Genomic DNA, 16,028 nt, shown 5'->3' with positions numbered 1-16,028 from the left:
CCGGAACCCCTCGCAAAGCCTGACGTTCTTCTCGCATCGTAACTTTGCGAGAAGCGTCATGTTCCAGCTATTGCTCATTCTCATCGTCATTGCCCTCGTGGCCGGCGCCATGGGCTTTACCGGTATCGCCGCCGGCGCGGCGGGCCTCGCCAAGATCATCTTCGTGCTGATGCTGATCGGGATCGGCATCATGGTGCTGCTGGCGCTGATGGGACTGGTAATCCTGTTCTAGAGAAGCAGCTTGAAGCCCTCATGGGACTGTTCGAAGCCGAGCTTGCGGTAGAAGCGGTGGGCATCGAGGCGGATCTTGTTGGAGGTTAGCTGAACGATGCCGCAGCCGGCCTCGCGGCACCGCTTTATTGCCCATTGTACCATTTGCGACCCGAGGCCATTGCCGCGCTGATCGGCACGGATGTGGACGTTTTCGAGGATGGCTCTGCGCATGCCGAAGCGGGGAAGGCCCGGCAGGAAGCTGATCTGGAGCGTGCCGACGACCTCGTTGTCTCGCTCGACGACGATAAGCCGATGGTTCGGATCGGCCGAAATCTCGTCGAAGGCGGCACGATAGCGAGGGTCCGTCAGCGTCTCCGGATCGAGCGGCGGCGTATCGGCACCGCGGGCGTCGCCGGCGTGGCAGAGGATCAGGATGGTGGGAATGTCGTCGGGGCGGGCGTCGCGGTAGATGAGGTCGGACATGTCAGCTTCGGTGCGGCGAGAGGGAACGGGCGATCCCTAACACGACCAGAGCGGTGATGGCAGTGATGCCGGCGACCCAGGAGCCGACGGAGAGCAGGGCGCCCGTGCCGGCCCAGGTGATCGAGGCGAAGGCTTCGGAAATGGTGGCGGCGCGAGAGGCGACCTGGCGGCGGCGGAACATGGCGCGGCGCATGGGAATGCGGAACCAGACCTGGATTGCTGTGGCGGAGGCCGCGGAGAGAACGGCGCAGAGCCCGGTGGCCAGCGCCATGGTCCAGCTATTGAGCGCGAGAAGGGCCAGGAGCGGGGCGAGGATTGCGGCAACGACGACAAGCACGGCTTCGACCTTGGCGCGGAGAATGCTTCGGGCCGGGATGGGAGCTGTCGCTACGAGATCGTAGGCGTCTTCGCCAGAGAGGGCCAGCCAGGCAAGGCCCCCGGCCAATTGGCCGGATGCCATCACCAGAACGGGCACGATGACAATGAAGGCGCCGGCGCCTTCGCCGTAATTGACCCACAGCAGCAGGGCGGGTGGCAGCAGATAGAGCATCTGCATCAGGGTTTGCGAGAGGAGCCAGGGATCGCGCTGGAGCAGGCGCCATTCCTTGTGGCGCAAGACCTGGGTCTGGCTGCGGCCGGTGAAGTGGGTTCCCGTTCTGGTGCGATGGCGGGTCGACTGACCGATGCTGGCGGCCGCAACGGCGAGACGGCCATAGCTGGGCGAAAAGAGCAGCATGGCGAGGGCCAGGGCGGCGAGGAAACTCGCGATGACGGGCACGGCCGAAACGGCATCGCCCATGACGGCGCGGGCGGGTAACCAGAGCCAGTGGTCGGGACTCGGAAGGGCTGCCAGAAGATCGGGCGAGCTGAAGAGCGCGAAGCGGGAATAGGTGTTGAACGAGAGGATGGCTATCGCCTGAATGCCGATGACGAAACCGGCACCGACAATGGCGGCGAGGATCTGGGCAATGAGACGAGTGCGCTTGGGGCCGACGAGGCGGAAAAGGCCCATGGTGAGGGCCATGGCGATGGCGACGGCCAGTGCGGAGCAGGCGGGCAGGACGAGATAGGCCCAGAGCCAGTGCGTGCCGGCAAAGAGGGCCAGCATGTTGATGATGGGACTGGCGAGGAGGGCGCTCAGAATGGCCGTGGACAGGGCCACAGCGCCGGTGCGGACGGCGAAGAGTGTGCGCGTCGACGCGGGCGAGGAAAGGATCAGGTCGAGATCGGAGCGGGAATAATAGACGCGGGTGATGGATTCGAGCGCCTGGGACAGCATGACCGAAAAGAACAGCAGGCCAATGCCGGTGACCATGGCGAGCGTGGACTTGTCTGGAGCGATGCCGTCGGCCGCTGCCGGGGCGATGATGGCGGCGGCGATGAAATGCAGCAGCGCGTAGACGGCAAGACCCCCGAAGAGGAAGCCGAAAAGCCGGACGCGATGGCCGCCGGTCATCATGGCGAGCCAATCGCGCCAGGCGAGGCGCAATTCGTGGCGCGCGAACCAGAGGAGGGAGCCGGACTGGGCCATCATGCAGTGGCGGAGCTGGTTTCGACGAGTTCGAGGAAGATTTCCTCGAGGGTCGATTCGCGGCCGGTGCGGGCGCGCAGTTCCGTGAGCGTTCCTTCGGCGACGAGACGGCCGCCGGCAATGACGCCGATGCGCTGGGCCATGCGTTCGGCGACTTCCAGGATGTGGGTGGTCATGATGATGGTGACGCCCTGGCGCACCTTTTCGAGGAGGACGTCCTTAACCTGACGGGCCGAGCCGGCATCGAGGCCGGTGAGGGGTTCGTCGAGGATGATGAGGCGCGGATCGTGGATCATGGCGCCGGCCAGGGCGACCTTTTGCAGCATGCCCTTGGAGAAGCCGCCGCAGAGTTCGTTGGCGTGGGGTTTGAGGCCCAGGATGTCGAGGAGGTCGTTGGCAGCGTTGCGGGCTCGGGCGGGGTCGACCTGCCAGAGGCCGGCGACGAAATCGAGATATTCGAGCGGGGTCAGGCGATCGTAGACCATGGGTTCGTCGGATACCCAGGCGAGGAGGCGCTTGGCGGCGACGGGATCTTTTCGGACGTCGGTGCCAAAAATTTCGATGGTGCCGGCGTCGGGGGCGAGGAGGCCGGCAACCATGCGCAGGATAGTGGTCTTGCCCGCGCCATTGGGGCCGAGGAGGGCGTAGAACTCGCCGGCGGGAACGGTGAGATCGAGCCCCTGGACGACTGGGCGATCGAAACTCTTGGCGATGTTGGTGATGGCAAGGGCGGGGACGGGCATGGAGGCTCCGGGCGGATTGAGCACACTCTAGGTTGCCCGCCTTGCTGGCGAGTGAATCGAAATCCTCAAGATTTCGCGTGGGGCAGGGTTGCAAGAAATGCAGGTTGTCGCGAACCGGAGGGTACGGCTAGCTTGTCCATAGGCGGGCCTCCCTCCCAGCCATTGAAAAATAAGTGTTTTTGACTGGCCTGCTGCATTTGCATCAGGCCCATATAGTGTTGGAGCTTTGCCATGACGACGGGCGTTGCCCCCATTCAGGGCCTGACCGGCCTTGCAACGAAACTGGCGATTTTCGCCATGGCGATCGGCTCCTTCGGTATCGGGACGGGCGAATTTGCCATTATGGGGCTCTTGCCCAATCTGGCGGGTGATCTTGGCGTGACCGAGCCCGAGGCTGGGCATGTAATTTCGGCCTATGCCTTTGGCGTGGTGGTTGGCGCGCCGCTGATTGCCGTGCTGTTCGCGCGTGTGCCGCGCAAGCCGCTGCTGCTGGCTTTGATGGCGCTGTTTGCATTGGGTAATTTTGGCAGTGCCGTGGCGCCGGACTATTGGTCGCTGGTGTTGCTGCGCTTCGTTTCGGGGCTGCCGCATGGCGCTTATTTCGGCATTGCGGCGCTGATCGCGGCCTCGATGGTGGACGTTGGGTTCCGCGCTCGGGCCGTGGGTCGGGTGATGCTGGGGCTGACGCTGGCAACGCTGATCGGCATGCCGCTGGCGACATGGCTGGGGCAGGGGCTTGGCTGGCGGCCGACCTTTTTCGCCGTGGGCGGCATCGGGGCGCTGGCCGTGTTGATGGTCATGCGCTTTGTGCCGGCCATTCAGGTGGCGGAGGGCGCGAGCCCGCTGCGAGAGCTGGGGGCGCTGAAGCGGCCGCAGGTGTGGCTGACACTGGGCATTGCGGCGACGGGCTGCGGCGGCATGTTTTCCGTTTTCACTTATATTGTACCGCTTCTCACCGAGGTGACGGGTATTCCGACGATCTGGGTGCCGGTGGTTCTGGCGCTGTTTGGTGTCGGCATGACGCTGGGCAACGTGCTTGGCGCCTATATGGCTGACCGGGCGCTGATGAAGACCATTGGCGGCATGCTGGCGTTCAACATTGTCAGCCTTGCGGCGGTGCCCTGGCTGGCGCTGAGCTGGCCGACGGCGTCGCTGAGTGTGCTAGGTGTTGGATTTACCGTGGCCATCGGTACGGCGCTGCAGACGCGGTTGATGGACGTGGCTGCAGATGGGCAGACGCTGGCGGCGACGCTTAATCATGCGGCGTTCAATATCGCCAATGCGCTGGGTGCATTGTTTGGCGGGATGGCGATTGCGGCGGGTTTGGGCTGGGCCTCGACGGGGCCGGTCGGCGCGGTGATGGCCGTGGTCGGTCTGGCGCTGCTTGGGGTGTCCGTCTGGCTTGAGCGGCGAGACAACCGCTGGACGCCGGACGCCGTGCCGGCAGAATGAGAAAAGGGCGCCTTAAGAGGCGCCCTTCTTGTTTCAGGCGTCGGCCAGGTCTTGGGCGACGGTCAGGGTAACGTCGACATTGCCGCGGGTCGCGTTGGAATAGGGGCAGATCTGGTGGGCCTTGTGGACCAGGTCTTCCGCCTGGGCATGGTCGAGGCCGGGGATCGATACCTTCAGCTCAACGGCGATGGCGAAGCCGGGGCCATTGGCGTTTTCGCCGAAGGAGACGGCAGCGTCGATGCTGGTTTCGTCTGGAATCTTCACCTTTTCGCCGCGGGCGACGGCCTTCAGCGCGCCGAGGAAGCAGGCAGAATAGCCGACGGCGAAGAGCTGTTCGGGGTTGGTGCCCGGGCCGTCATTGCCGCCCATGGCCTTTGGCGTATCGAGGGTTACGGCAAGACGACCATCGTCGGTCTTGCTGGTGCCGGTGCGGCCGCCAGTGGTGTGGGCATTGGCGGTGTAAACTGCAGCTTTGATGGACATTGCGACGATTTCCTTTGGAGGGATGAAATTTCGTGACGGCTATTCACTAGTGCAAAATTCAATTGTGCGCAATAGAAATTTGTGTGATAGATTTTTGACATTGAAAGGAGCGGTGATGAGCGAAAAGCGGATGCCGACAATCGACCAGATGCTGTGCTTTGCCGTCTATTCGGCCGGGCACGCCTTTACACGCTTCTACAAACCGCGGCTGGACGCGCTGGATCTGACCTATCCGCAATATCTCGCTTTCCTCGTGCTCTGGGAAAAGGACGACATCACGGTAAAGGCGCTGGGCGAGCGATTGTTCCTCGACTCGGGGACAATTACGCCGCTCATCAAGCGCTTAGAGGCGCGGGGGCTCGTCGGTCGGCATCGCGATGAAGAGGACGAGCGGCAGGTGCGCATTCGCCTGACTGCCGAAGGACGGGCGCTGAAGGACAAGGCGTTGTCCATTCCGCTGGCCGTTATCGATGGTGTCGGGCAGTCCTTTGAGACCACGGAGGCGATGCGGCGCGAACTTGTGGCGCTGCGGGAGCGGCTGGATAAGGCGGCGGGTTAAGCCGGCGCCTCGGTCGGCTTCGAAATATCCGAAAACTCGATAATCACCCCGGGCCTATCCTGAAATCTCAAGATGGGTTCCGGCCTTCGCCGGGATGACAGCCGGTGGGGGATCGTTTCAGCGTAGCCCTACGGCGTCGACTTGACCGGAGCGGCAGCCGCCGTCCGTGGGGGAGGCGGCGGCGATGAGGCGGGGCAGGGAGTCGGGGCCGTTGACCCCACCGGTCAGGCCAATGGTCAGTTCGGTGATGATGGTGCGATTGCCGTCTTGTTCGCAGGTCATACGGACGCGCTCACCGGCACCGGGACCGAAAGCGTTGTCGAAGGCGGCGCGGACTTGCGTGAGGGTGATGCGCTTGCCAATGTTCGATGCAAAGAGTTCGGCGACTTCGGACGTGTTGAGGGCCATCATGAGGTCGAGGGCGTCGGCATAGTATTGGCGCGCGTCGGTGCCGTAGCAGGTACCGTGCTTGGTCCATTCGTGGCGGTCTAGGCCGGATTGGCTGCCGGGCATGACTTCGTCGAGGTCGCGGCGGATGGCGAGGGGCAGGTCGAGGATGGGGAGATCGCGCCAGCGGCCGTCTTCGCTGGCGTAGCGGTCTCCGGTCGAGACGTTGCAATATTCATTGCTGCGTGGCTGCGGCCAGAGGCCGTGCAGGGTGAAATTGGTGGCTTCAAAACTCGTGGCGCGCTGGTTGCGGCACTCGGTCTTGCGGGGGCTGAGTTCGCAGAAGGCGGGCTGCCAGTTTACGGCGAGGATGTATTGGGTGCCGCGATAGGTCAGTGGCGGGGCGGGAGGCGTGGGTTCGTCGACGCGGCCTTCGGCATCGGTCGAGCGGGTGCCGCAGGTGACGGAAACCCAGCGGCGGTCGGGTTCGGCGCCGGGGACGACGATCCAGAGATGGGTGGGCTGGGCTTTGTTGCCGGCGACGAGATCGTAGGCCGTGCCGGGACGGGTGGTGATATCGCCGGGATTGGTTTCGCGGCTGATGGATTGGAAAGCCGGGCAGGTTTGGGTGGCGGTGAAATAGCCGGTGAGGGGGACTTCAGCGCGGGCGGGGATGGCGAGGAGGACGAGAAGCAGGGTGATAAGAATCCGCAGCATTTCGCTCTCCCATAATGGCCAAGGGAGCCTTAGCGGCTCCCTTGGTATTTTGCCAGCCGGTACCCCCACCCTCATTCCCTCCCCACAAGGGGGAGGGAGGCGAAGGAGCCGTGGTTTCGCTGCTTACAGCGTGATGCGATAGAGGCCAAAGCCGTCGGCATTGGTTTCGCCTGTGGCTTCGATCTTGACCGCGGTGACGTCGGCCACGTGCTCAGCGGCTTTGGGGCCGGTGGCGAAGAGCACAGTGGTGTCGGCGATGGGGGCCAGCGACCAGTTGCTGTCGGCCTTGGGGTTGATCGTGCCGTTTTCGATGATGAAACGCACGATGAGGTCGCGGTTGGTATCGGGACCCTTGAAGACGATCACGTCCGAATTGATGTTCGGGAAGGTGCCGCCGCCGCCGGCGCGGTAGTTGTTGGTGGCGACCACAAATTTTTGGGCCGGATCGATCGGCTTGCCGTCATAGGACAGGTCGACAATGCGGTTGGCGTCGGGGTTCGGCTCTTCCTTGCCGTCCGAGGAATATTTGGAGGGCTGGGTGAGGTCGATCTTGTAGGTAACGCCATCGATGACGTCGAAATTGTAGGACGGGAAATCGAGGTTGATGAGGTCGGCGTCTTTGGCGCCGGCTTCGATCTGGTTGAAGATGCCGGCCGAGCGTTCGAGCCAGTTCTTCACGTCGGCGCCAGTGATGACCACAGCCTGGATGGTGTTGGGATAGAGGTAGAGGTCGGCGACGTTCTTGATGGCGACGGGGCCAACGGGAACGTCGGTATAATAATCCGGGCCGCCGCGGCCGCCGGACTTGAAGGGGGCGGCAGCCGAGAGGATCGGCAGGCTTTCCCATTCGGTACCCTTCATCATCTGCGCGATGTACCAGGTTTGGGCCTGGCTCACGATCTGCACGGACGGATCATCGGCGACGAGAGCGAAATAGGAGTGGAGCGGGGCCGCGGTCTCGCCGACGGCGCGGCGGATATAGTCGAGGGTTTCCTCGTGTTCGTCGGTGACTTCCGTGATGATGTCGGCTTCGTCTTCGACGAGGGCATTCACCTTGCCTTCGACGCGCTCGAAGATCGGGCGGGCTTCGGAGGTGTGCGAGGCAATGGTCCACTTGCCGTCGGCGTCCTGCTCGAGCAGCAGGTCGATGAGGCCCATATGGCTGCCCCAGAAGCCAGGCATGACGGCCGGCTTGCCGGCAAGCGTGCCGGTAGTGATGTCGGCGCCTTCGATGCCTTCATAATCCGGGCCAGGGAAGACGAGGTGCTGGTGGCCGGTGAGGACGACGTCGATGCCTTCAACGGCAGCGAGCTGCAGCGAGGCGTTTTCTGCGCCAGTCGTCTGGTCGGCGGCGATGCCGGAATGGGAGAGGGCGATGATGATATCGGCGCCTTCTTCCTTCATCTTCGGCACATAGGCCTGGGCGGTTTCGACGATGTCGCGCGTGTTGACCTTGCCGGTGAGGTGCGTTGCGTCCCAGGTCATGATCTGGGGCGGCAGGAAGCCGATGAGACCAACCCTAATGGTCTTGGTGGCGCCAGCGCCGTCGGTCAGTTCCTTTTCGACGATGCGATAGGGCTGGAGATAGGTTTCGTCGCTGAGCGCGTCAGCGGCGAGGTCGCCGCGCACGAGATTGGCGGAGACGAAGGGGAAGGTGGCGCCTGCGAGGGCCTTGTCGAGGAATTCGAGGCCGTAGTTGAATTCGTGATTGCCGAGGGTCGCGGCTTCGTAGCCTAGGGTGTTCATGGCGGCGATGATCGGGTGGATATTGCCGTCGAGCCCCTTTTCATAGGCGATGTAGTCGCCCATCGGGTTGCCCTGGATGATGTCGCCATTGTCGAGCAGCATGGAATTGCCGGCTTCGGCGCGGATGCCTTCGATGAGGCTCGCGGTACGTGCCAGGCCCATCGTGTCGTTGGGGGCGTCGGCATAATAGTCATAGGCAAAGACCGCGACATGCAGGTCGGTGGTCTCGATGATGCGCAGATGCGCCTGGTTCGCTTGCGCCTGAACGGCGAAGGGGTGCATTGCTGCCATTGCTCCTAGACTAGCAGAGCCGGCGAGAAAGCTACGGCGTGAAATCTTTGGAAGAAAATTCATCTGATGATCTCCAAGTGAAATGCCATGTGAGCCTGGGGCCGAAATTTCCGCTTGGCCGGTCTGGTCCGGCTTCTCAGGCGCTTCCTCTCCCGGGAAGCGGCTTCGACATGCCCGCGTTCGGTGACGCTGGCATGACGGAGCAGGGGAGACGCTATGTAGTTTTTACCGAGTGGTCAATTTATGACAGTTTGATGACGGCGGCCTTTTTGTCGGCGCGTGCAACCCGTTCCAATTGTTGCGGCTTGTTGCTACCAAAGACGTGAATATGGAGGGCCGTCATGAAGTGGCGTGGTCGGGAACGCAGCAGCAATATCGAGGATCGTCGCGGACAGGCGGGCGGTTTCGGCGGGCCTTCGCTTGGGCGTAGTGGCGGCATTCGCATCCCCATGGGCGGTGGATCGCGCGGCGGGATCGGTGGGGTCATCGGCATCATCGTTGTGCTGGGCATTATCTGGATGGTGACGGGACAGAATCCGTTGGATTCGCTGTCCGGCGGTTCGGACACCGCGACATCGAGCGCTTCGTCCCAGCAGTTGCCGACGGAGGGCCAGGATGAACTGGTCGATTTCGTCGGCGTGGTGGTCAAGGAAACCGAAGATCTTTGGACCGAGGTTTTTGCGGCGAGCGGCGAGGATTATCCGGAGCCGCCCGTGGTGCTGTTCAGCGGGCAGACCAATTCGGGCTGTGGCGTGGCCGATGCGCGGACGGGGCCGTTTTACTGCCCGGTGGATTCCAAGGTCTATATCGACTTGAGTTTTTATGACGAGCTGCATCGTAAGTTCGGTGCGCCGGGCGACTTTGCGCAGGCCTATGTGCTGGCGCATGAGGTGGGGCACCATGTGCAGAACCTCACCGGCGTGTTGCCGGAGTTCAATCGACGCCGGCAGAGCATGAGCCAGGAACAGGCCAATGCCTATTCGGTGCGAGTGGAACTGCAGGCGGATTGCTATGCGGGCGTCTGGGCCAATTATGCGGGGCAGCAGAATCTGCTCGATTCCGGGGATATCGAGGAAGCGCTGAATGCGGCTGAGCAGATCGGCGACGATACGCTGCAGAAGCGCATGCAGGGCCATGCCGTGCCCAAGACGTTCAATCACGGTACGTCGGCGCAGCGGCAGAACTGGTTTGAGCGCGGCTATGAATCCGGCAATCCCAATGATTGCGATACGTTCTCGGGGAATATCTGAGGCGAGATGGGGTAGCTTCGGGGCATAGGGTTGGCTAAACCGGGCCGGTCTTTTTGAGTTGGCCGGCCCATGATCCCGAAAATCCTTCATTTCACCTGGAAATCCGAACAGCTTCCGCGCCAGATGCAGGCCTATTACGACGCCTGGCGCCGACTGCATCCGGACTGGGATATTCGTCTCTGGACTGACGAGACGATGCGGGCCTTCGTGGCTGAAACCTATCCGGCCGTTGTCGCGACATATGACGCCTATCCCAAGATGATCCAGAGGGCGGATTCGTTCCGCTATCTGGTGCTGGGCGCCATGGGTGGCGTCTATGCCGATCTCGATGTCGAGCCTTTTCAGTCCATCGATGGGTTGCTGAATTATGAGTGCTTCCTGGGCATCGAGCCGCTGGAGCACATATTTCCGGATCGCCATCACCAGGGCGTGCCGTTTCTCCTGACCAATGCCTTCATGGGGTCGGTGCCGGGGCATCGCCTATGGCAGGACATCGTCGCCAGGATGCCTGATCTTGTGGATCAGGAAACCTTCTATTCCACCGGGCCGTCCATGGTTACGGCGTCGGTGCTCAGGCTGCAGAAGGAAGATCGCCCGACATTGTTGTCGCCGATGGTCTGGTCGCCGCTGCTGGCGGATGGCCGCAAGACGCGCTCTGACGCCGAAGCCATCGCATTGCTGGAGCCGATCGGTACTGTTGTGCCCGCGACGAGTGGTTCGCTTGTGTCCCATGTCTGGATGACCACCTGGGTGCCCTGGCACAAGCGTGGCAACAGATTTGCTCCCATTCTGCAGGTGCCCACGGCCATCAAGTGGGCGTGGCGGCAGATAGCCAATCCGGCAGTGGCCAAGGTGGTTATCTCCGATCCGCTGCAGCTTTATACCAATCAAGTCATCGTACCGGCAGAGGAGCGGCCACAGGTTCAGGTTGCGGTGCGGCTCGGGAAGCGAGATTTGTCGCCGGCTCTCTCGGAGGCGCTGGCCGCCCTCGACTATCCTCGGGATCGGCTGACCTTTGCAGTCCATATTTCTGCCGAGGCCAACCGAGGGGACGTGGCCGCAATGCTTGAGCGGAGCGGATTGCAGGCGGAGATCGTGAGCGGCGATTTCGCGTCTTCGGCGGCGCGGGACAATGCCATTCTGGATGGGTTCGCGGCTGATAAGGACTATTTGCTGCTGGTCGATGGCGATGTGACTGCCATTCCGGCTGACGCGATCCAACGCATGCTTGGCGCTGGTCTTCCTGTGACGGCGGCCAACGTGGTCGATGAAACGGGCGCGCCGGGGGATGACCAGCTTTTCCGCTACGAGAAAGCTGCGCCTTTCAAAGTGCTCTACAAGGATGGCGGGCGGGATGGCGTGGTGCGCCGGAACAAAGGGTTCCGGACCTATTTGGGCCATCAGAAGGTTTTCTCGCTGTTGCCGCTCGATGGGGTGGGGGAGAGTTTCGTGCTCATTGCACGGGCCGTTATCGACGCCAGTGTGCGCTTTGCCGAGACGCCTTACAAACTACACTTGGGCGCCGAAGCCTTCGGCATCATGGCGCGGGACAAGGGATTTGAAGCTGGTGGCCTGACCAATCTCAAAGTGGTTCGGCAGAGGTCGAGCTAGGGATCAGAGCCCAAAAGCGTGGCGGCAGAGCATGGCGGTGGCCCAGCCGGCTGCCAGCATGATCAGGCCGGGATATTTGAGGCTGACGACCAGCGCCACAAACATGGCGAGCTTGATGTCGAGGCCGCCGTTGAAGAAGGCGGGGGCGCAGAGGGTCGTCAGGACGGCGGCAGGGACGGCGTTGAGCGCGGCTTCGAGGCGTGGGGGAATGCTGCTCATGCGGGTGATGAGCACATAGCCGCCGATGCGCGTCAGATAGGTGGCTGCGGCTGCGGCGATGATCAGCCAAGCGGTCGTCGGATCGAGCGCGAAATTCATGAATGGCCGGCCTTTGCGGTCTTGGCGCCGGGTGGGGGCGACAAGGGCATGAGCGCGGCGACGAGCACGCCGAAGGCGGCGCCGATGCTGACATGCCAGGGTGAGCCCACGAACTGATAGCCCAGGACCGAGCCGATGAAGCTGGCGGCGACTACCGGATAAAAGTTGGGCTTGCGGCGGAAGCCGACGACGATGCCGAGGAAGTAGAGCGGCAGCAGCACGTCGATAGCCCAGACGCGCGGATCGCCGATCATGGCGCCAAAGGCGGCGCCGACAATGCTGAAGGTCAGCCAGGGTACGTAAATGGTCGCGGCGAAGGCGAGATACCATTCGAGCATGATGGTCTTGCCGCTTTCGGCGCGGCGGACGGTTTCTGCGAACTGGGGGTCGATGAGCACGAAGAAGGCAAGGAGCTTCTGGGCCAGCGTGAAATGGGTGAGATAGCGGGTCAACGCTGCCGAATAGAGAACGTGGCGGAAATTGACCGCGAAGATCGAGAGCACGATCAGCCAGGCGGCGACATGCTGGCCGAAAAGCTCGATGCCGACGAGCTGGCTGGCGCCGGCATAGACAGTGGCCGACATCAGCGCCACTTCGGGAAGGCTGAGGCCGTTGTCCACGGCGACTGCGCCGAACAGCACCGCGAAAGGGGAAGAGGACAGCGCCACGACGGCGCCGCCCTTCAGGCCCTCAACGATCTCCTGGCGGTTCATTTAGGCCGCGGGTGCCTTGTGCTCGGGCCATTCGGCAATGCCCTTCTCCTTGCGCACCAGATTGAGGAAGCGCGTGAAGAGATAGTGGCTGTCCTGCGGGCCGGGGCTGGCTTCAGGGTGGTACTGCACCGAGAAGATCGGCTTGCCATCGACAGCGAGGCCGGCATTGGAGCCGTCAAAGAGCGAGATGTGGGTTTGGGTAACGCCGGCGGGCAGGTTTTCGGCGTCCACGGCAAAGCCGTGATTCATCGAGGTGATTTCCACCTTGCCGGTGGTTAGGTCCTTGACCGGGTGGTTAGCCCCGTGGTGGCCCTGGTGCATCTTGCTGGTCGTGCCGCCGAGGGCAAGGCCCAGGAGCTGGTGGCCGAGGCAGATGCCGAACATCGGCTTGCCTGACTCCATCAGCTTCTGGATGGTCGGGACGGCATATTTGCCGGTCGCGGCCGGATCGCCAGGGCCGTTAGAGAGGAAGATGGCGTCTGGATTGTGCGCCAGGACGTCGGAAGCAGAGGCGGTGGCGGGCACGACGGTGACCTTGGCGCCCTGATCGGCAAGGCAGCGCAGGATATTGCGCTTCGCGCCGTAGTCGATGGCAACGACGTGGAAGTCGGGGTTTTCGACCTTGCCGTAGCCCCTGTTCCACTGCCAGCTCGTCTGGTCCCAGTGATAGGTCTGGGCGGTGGTGACTTCCTTGGCGAGATCGAGACCTTCAAGGCCCGGGAAGGCCGTCAGTTCGGCCTTGATGGAGCCTTCGTCGAACTGGCCAGTCGGCTCGTGGGCGATGACGCCGTTGGGCATGCCGTTTTCGCGGATGAGGGCGGTCAGGGCGCGCGTGTCGATGCCGGCGATGCCGATGATATTGCGCTTCTTGAGCCAGGCATCGAGCTTTTCGGCGGCGCGATAGTTCGAGGGGTTGGTGATGTCGGCCTTGAGCACGACGCCACGCACGCCCGAAAGAGCGGCCATGTTCACCGTTTCAATATCTTCGTCGTTGGTGCCGACATTGCCGATATGGGGAAAGGTGAAGGTGATGATCTGGCCGGCATAGGAGGGGTCTGTGAGGACTTCCTGGTAGCCGGTCATGGCGGTGTTGAAGCAGACTTCGCCGGCGGCGTGGCCGATTGCACCAATGCCATGGCCCTCAAGGCGCGTGCCGTCAGCCAGAATAAGAACTGCGGTCGCGGGGGATTGCTGCCAGCCGGTCACGGTCGGTCTCCATGCTTGGTTCGTCGGGTCGCGCGCCAAGGGAGCGGCGAGAAGCCGCTACAAGGGGTGCGAGGTATGTCGGTTGAGGCCTCCTCTTAGAAGGCCAAGCGGCAGAGCGCAAGTGGCGCGTCCCGCGTTTCATGCCTATATGGGGACAACAAATTGCATGCCAAGGAGCACATCAAGATGCGCGAAACGATCAGCGAAGGCCTGAAAACCGCCCTCAAGGCCCGCGACCAGCGGAGAACCGCGACCTTGCGCGCCATCAATGCGGCGATCACCGACCGCGATATTTCCAACCGCGGCGACGGGAAGGCTCCGGCAACCAATGACGAAGTGCTGGCCATCATCCAGAAGATGGTGAAGCAGCGCGAAGAGAGCTTCGCGATCTATGCGCAGGCCGGCCGCGCTGATCTCGCGACGGTGGAAAAGGAAGAGATCGATATTCTCAACGAGTTCCTTCCCAAGCCGCTGAGTGAGGACGAAGTGGCGGCCGCTATCGAGGCCGCGATCGTATCGAGCGGCGCAGAAGGCCCGAAGGACATGGGCAAGGTGATCGCGGCGCTGAAGGTCAACTATCCCGGTCGAATCGATTTTGGGAAGGTGAGCGGGCAGGTGCGGAACGCATTGGCTGCGAAGGGCTGACGATCTAGCGGGAGGCGTGAGGCCTCCCGCCGATTTGCTCAGGCGATGCCTTCGAACGGATCGCTCCAGGCGTCGATCTGATTGAGACGGTCGTGCCAAGCGCGAATATTCGCATAGGCTCCGAGAGGGATTTTCCCGCGCTCGGCATAGGGCAGGGACGAAGCGACACGGAAATCGGCATAGCTGAGTTTGTTGCCGACCAGCCAGTCGCGTCCCGCCAGAGTTAAATCAAGAATCGCTGCGAAACGATTGAAATCGTTTGCGGCGTCTTCAACTACCCCGGGTTCCGGATCGCCCATGAATGATCGCGCGGTAACATTGTGCCAGACCAGCGCCGCGCCGGCATTGGTGAAATGATGGGCGCTCCAACTGACCCACATCATCATCTCCACCGCGTGTTCATCTGGCCAGAAGTCGCCGCCGTCCAGGCGGGCGAGGCGCAGGGCGATGGCGTCGGCCTCCCAGAGCGGCTTGCCGTCTTCGACCAGCAAGGGCGCAAGCGAATTGGGATTGAGCGGCAGAAACGCCTCGCGATCGGCGCCCATAGGCTCATAGCGGACAAGTTCGACAGGCGATTTGAGATGGCGGGCGACGGCCACTGCGACACGCGGATTGATGTTGTGGGTGTAATAGAGCGTTCTGTCGGTCATGGCTTTCCTCCTGATGCGAACCAGAATTGGTCGCGCTTTGCGTGCCGGACAACGTGGCGACGCGCGCAACAAGAGCGGTTCGACTATCTTTGCCAGTTTTTTGGAAGGTAGAGGGCCGAGGATATCGGTCATACTATCGGCGGTGCTGGGAGAATAACTGCCCAAGGCGGGCTGATGCGGCTCCGCTACTGAAGGAGGGCGATTCTGGATGCCTGATCTGTGCGAAGAAGTTATCCGCGCTTCGGTGCGCTGCGAACCTCACCGCAAGCGGGTGCGCGCTTACAAGTCCTCATGACTTATCCCCGAGACCAGAAGTTGGCCGATTCTAGATAGCGTTGAGCCGGCGTTGTGCCGGCTCAACGCTATCAGGAAGGAATTTCATGTCTGATATTTGTTGTGGCGTGCCTGTGCCGCCGGTTCCCGAGCGTCCGATTGATCTTGCCCAGCCTGCCTACGTGCTGGTGGATGGGCGCTGGGTGCTTCTGTCCGAGATCATCTCCGAGTATTTGCCGCCGACCCCACCGCCGGGCGATGGTGTCGTTCTTCAGGTGAAGCATGTTTCATTTCCGCAATCTGTACTTGCGAGCTACAGCGGTTCGGCAACGAAGGTTGGTCCGACCGTAAGCCTTGTGCCGGCCTCCCCAACCTCGCGTCTCAAAGTGACCGTCAGCACATCGCTGCAAATCGTGGGTCAAGCCTCGCAATCGTTGCCGAATCTAACTTACCTCGGACTTCGTCGGGAGACATCCTCCGGTGTTCTAGAGAGCGGCACAGGTTGGATAAATCGGGCGAATTGTGAAATAGAGCTGATTACTGGGCAGCGCTGTCGAAACCATTTCATCGAGAGTGACTTCGGTTCGGAGCAGCGGAGATCAGACACGGCCGATTGGGGTGTTGTTCTCTACTACACCCAGAATCAGGCACAGCTGTCGGCCCTCGTCACGGATTTGCAGTACACGTTTGTTGAATATGAGCCGACTGCTTGACCTAGCTTGCTAGTCGAGGCGGACGTACGTCCGGTCTGCATGCA

The 16,028-nt window shown here is 62.2% G+C and carries 17 protein-coding genes; 7 read left to right on the top strand and 10 right to left on the bottom strand.

Annotation, left to right across the window (positions count from 1 at the left end; all coding sequences use genetic code 11):
- Positions 1–58 precede the first annotated feature (58 nt).
- Positions 59–232, top strand: a complete 174-nt coding sequence (locus tag JP75_RS25750; RefSeq protein WP_035080373.1) for a DUF1328 family protein — start codon at positions 59–61, stop codon at positions 230–232.
- On the opposite strand, the gene JP75_RS05460 is transcribed toward JP75_RS25750, so the two are convergent.
- From JP75_RS05460 to JP75_RS05450, 3 genes are read right to left on the bottom strand one after another with little or no spacing between them, the layout of a single operon-like run.
- Positions 229–696 carry a GNAT family N-acetyltransferase gene (locus tag JP75_RS05460; protein ID WP_035080371.1) on the bottom strand — a complete coding sequence of 156 codons (468 nt, stop codon included), beginning with the start codon at positions 694–696 and terminating at the stop codon, positions 229–231. The two genes, JP75_RS25750 and JP75_RS05460, sit on opposite strands and share 4 nt — an antisense overlap.
- Position 697: 1 nt before the next feature.
- The gene (locus tag JP75_RS05455; RefSeq protein WP_244446262.1) at positions 698–2,230 is read right to left on the bottom strand and encodes a permease; all 1,533 of its coding nucleotides are present in this window, start codon (positions 2,228–2,230) and stop codon (positions 698–700) included.
- Entirely contained in the window at positions 2,227–2,970 is a 744-nt protein-coding gene (locus JP75_RS05450; RefSeq protein ID WP_035080369.1) for an ABC transporter ATP-binding protein, read from the bottom strand. Before JP75_RS05450 ends, JP75_RS05455 begins: the two co-directional genes overlap by 4 nt.
- A gap of 231 nt (positions 2,971–3,201) precedes the next feature.
- On the opposite strand from JP75_RS05450, the gene JP75_RS05445 reads away from it, so the two are divergent.
- Positions 3,202–4,422 (top strand): MFS transporter, encoded by a 1,221-nt coding sequence (locus JP75_RS05445; RefSeq protein WP_051960390.1) that lies wholly within the window; start codon positions 3,202–3,204, stop codon positions 4,420–4,422.
- A gap of 33 nt (positions 4,423–4,455) precedes the next feature.
- On the opposite strand, the gene JP75_RS05440 is transcribed toward JP75_RS05445, so the two are convergent.
- Positions 4,456–4,905 (bottom strand): organic hydroperoxide resistance protein, encoded by a 450-nt coding sequence (locus tag JP75_RS05440; protein WP_035080367.1) that lies wholly within the window; start codon positions 4,903–4,905, stop codon positions 4,456–4,458.
- 115 nt (positions 4,906–5,020) lie between these two features.
- Between JP75_RS05440 and JP75_RS05435 the strand changes: the two genes are divergently transcribed.
- Positions 5,021–5,464, top strand: coding sequence for a MarR family winged helix-turn-helix transcriptional regulator (locus JP75_RS05435; protein WP_035080364.1), 444 nt, complete (start codon positions 5,021–5,023; stop codon positions 5,462–5,464).
- 117 nt (positions 5,465–5,581) lie between these two features.
- On the opposite strand, the gene JP75_RS05430 is transcribed toward JP75_RS05435, so the two are convergent.
- The gene (locus JP75_RS05430; RefSeq protein ID WP_051960389.1) at positions 5,582–6,568 is read right to left on the bottom strand and encodes a ribonuclease T2 family protein; all 987 of its coding nucleotides are present in this window, start codon (positions 6,566–6,568) and stop codon (positions 5,582–5,584) included.
- Between the two features lie 123 nt (positions 6,569–6,691).
- Positions 6,692–8,668 (bottom strand): bifunctional 2',3'-cyclic-nucleotide 2'-phosphodiesterase/3'-nucleotidase, encoded by a 1,977-nt coding sequence (locus JP75_RS05425; RefSeq protein ID WP_035080355.1) that lies wholly within the window; start codon positions 8,666–8,668, stop codon positions 6,692–6,694.
- 278 nt (positions 8,669–8,946) lie between these two features.
- Between JP75_RS05425 and ypfJ the strand changes: the two genes are divergently transcribed.
- The gene (gene ypfJ, locus JP75_RS05420) at positions 8,947–9,855 is read left to right on the top strand and encodes a KPN_02809 family neutral zinc metallopeptidase (RefSeq protein WP_035080353.1); all 909 of its coding nucleotides are present in this window, start codon (positions 8,947–8,949) and stop codon (positions 9,853–9,855) included.
- Between the two features lie 69 nt (positions 9,856–9,924).
- Positions 9,925–11,466: a glycosyltransferase family 32 protein gene (locus JP75_RS25110; RefSeq protein WP_051960388.1), complete on the top strand. Its 1,542-nt coding sequence runs from the start codon at positions 9,925–9,927 to the stop codon at positions 11,464–11,466.
- A 3-nt stretch (positions 11,467–11,469) separates the two neighbouring features.
- Here the strand turns inward: JP75_RS25110 and JP75_RS05410 are convergent, their stop codons facing one another.
- From JP75_RS05410 to carA, 3 genes are read right to left on the bottom strand one after another with little or no spacing between them, the layout of a single operon-like run.
- A complete protein-coding gene (locus tag JP75_RS05410; RefSeq protein WP_035080351.1) occupies positions 11,470–11,784 on the bottom strand; it encodes an AzlD family protein in 315 nt (104 codons plus the stop codon).
- The gene (locus JP75_RS05405) at positions 11,781–12,497 is read right to left on the bottom strand and encodes an AzlC family ABC transporter permease (protein ID WP_035080350.1); all 717 of its coding nucleotides are present in this window, start codon (positions 12,495–12,497) and stop codon (positions 11,781–11,783) included. Before JP75_RS05405 ends, JP75_RS05410 begins: the two co-directional genes overlap by 4 nt.
- The gene (carA, locus tag JP75_RS05400) at positions 12,498–13,703 is read right to left on the bottom strand and encodes a glutamine-hydrolyzing carbamoyl-phosphate synthase small subunit (RefSeq protein WP_035080348.1); all 1,206 of its coding nucleotides are present in this window, start codon (positions 13,701–13,703) and stop codon (positions 12,498–12,500) included.
- Positions 13,704–13,889: 186 nt separating this feature from the next.
- Here carA and JP75_RS05395 point away from each other — a divergent pair, with 186 nt between their 5' ends.
- Entirely contained in the window at positions 13,890–14,348 is a 459-nt protein-coding gene (locus JP75_RS05395) for a GatB/YqeY domain-containing protein (RefSeq protein ID WP_035080611.1), read from the top strand.
- Positions 14,349–14,386: 38 nt separating this feature from the next.
- Here the strand turns inward: JP75_RS05395 and JP75_RS05390 are convergent, their stop codons facing one another.
- A complete protein-coding gene (locus JP75_RS05390; RefSeq protein WP_035080346.1) occupies positions 14,387–14,998 on the bottom strand; it encodes a glutathione S-transferase family protein in 612 nt (203 codons plus the stop codon).
- A gap of 380 nt (positions 14,999–15,378) precedes the next feature.
- Here JP75_RS05390 and JP75_RS05385 point away from each other — a divergent pair, with 380 nt between their 5' ends.
- The gene (locus JP75_RS05385) at positions 15,379–15,984 is read left to right on the top strand and encodes a hypothetical protein (protein ID WP_035080345.1); all 606 of its coding nucleotides are present in this window, start codon (positions 15,379–15,381) and stop codon (positions 15,982–15,984) included.
- Positions 15,985–16,028: the final 44 nt, after the last annotated feature.

The organism is Devosia riboflavina (assembly GCF_000743575.1).
Lineage (GTDB): Bacteria > Pseudomonadota > Alphaproteobacteria > Rhizobiales > Devosiaceae > Devosia > Devosia riboflavina.
This window is presented reverse-complemented; position numbering and strand designations above follow the sequence as displayed.

Excerpts from the sequence above, each read along its gene's own strand:
- JP75_RS25750 (WP_035080373.1), top strand. The coding sequence starts at position 59 with ATGTTCCAGCTATTGCTCATTCTCATCGTCATTGCCCTCGTGGCCGGC.
- JP75_RS05460 (WP_035080371.1), bottom strand. The coding sequence starts at position 696 with ATGTCCGACCTCATCTACCGCGACGCCCGCCCCGACGACATTCCCACC.
- JP75_RS05455 (WP_244446262.1), bottom strand. The coding sequence starts at position 2,230 with ATGATGGCCCAGTCCGGCTCCCTCCTCTGGTTCGCGCGCCACGAATTG.
- JP75_RS05450 (WP_035080369.1), bottom strand. The coding sequence starts at position 2,970 with ATGCCCGTCCCCGCCCTTGCCATCACCAACATCGCCAAGAGTTTCGAT.
- JP75_RS05445 (WP_051960390.1), top strand. The coding sequence starts at position 3,202 with ATGACGACGGGCGTTGCCCCCATTCAGGGCCTGACCGGCCTTGCAACG.
- JP75_RS05440 (WP_035080367.1), bottom strand. The coding sequence starts at position 4,905 with ATGTCCATCAAAGCTGCAGTTTACACCGCCAATGCCCACACCACTGGC.
- JP75_RS05435 (WP_035080364.1), top strand. The coding sequence starts at position 5,021 with ATGAGCGAAAAGCGGATGCCGACAATCGACCAGATGCTGTGCTTTGCC.
- JP75_RS05430 (WP_051960389.1), bottom strand. The coding sequence starts at position 6,568 with ATGCTGCGGATTCTTATCACCCTGCTTCTCGTCCTCCTCGCCATCCCC.
- JP75_RS05425 (WP_035080355.1), bottom strand. The coding sequence starts at position 8,668 with ATGAATTTTCTTCCAAAGATTTCACGCCGTAGCTTTCTCGCCGGCTCT.
- ypfJ (WP_035080353.1), top strand. The coding sequence starts at position 8,947 with ATGAAGTGGCGTGGTCGGGAACGCAGCAGCAATATCGAGGATCGTCGC.
- JP75_RS25110 (WP_051960388.1), top strand. The coding sequence starts at position 9,925 with ATGATCCCGAAAATCCTTCATTTCACCTGGAAATCCGAACAGCTTCCG.
- JP75_RS05410 (WP_035080351.1), bottom strand. The coding sequence starts at position 11,784 with ATGAATTTCGCGCTCGATCCGACGACCGCTTGGCTGATCATCGCCGCA.
- JP75_RS05405 (WP_035080350.1), bottom strand. The coding sequence starts at position 12,497 with ATGAACCGCCAGGAGATCGTTGAGGGCCTGAAGGGCGGCGCCGTCGTG.
- JP75_RS05395 (WP_035080611.1), top strand. The coding sequence starts at position 13,890 with ATGCGCGAAACGATCAGCGAAGGCCTGAAAACCGCCCTCAAGGCCCGC.
- JP75_RS05390 (WP_035080346.1), bottom strand. The coding sequence starts at position 14,998 with ATGACCGACAGAACGCTCTATTACACCCACAACATCAATCCGCGTGTC.
- JP75_RS05385 (WP_035080345.1), top strand. The coding sequence starts at position 15,379 with ATGTCTGATATTTGTTGTGGCGTGCCTGTGCCGCCGGTTCCCGAGCGT.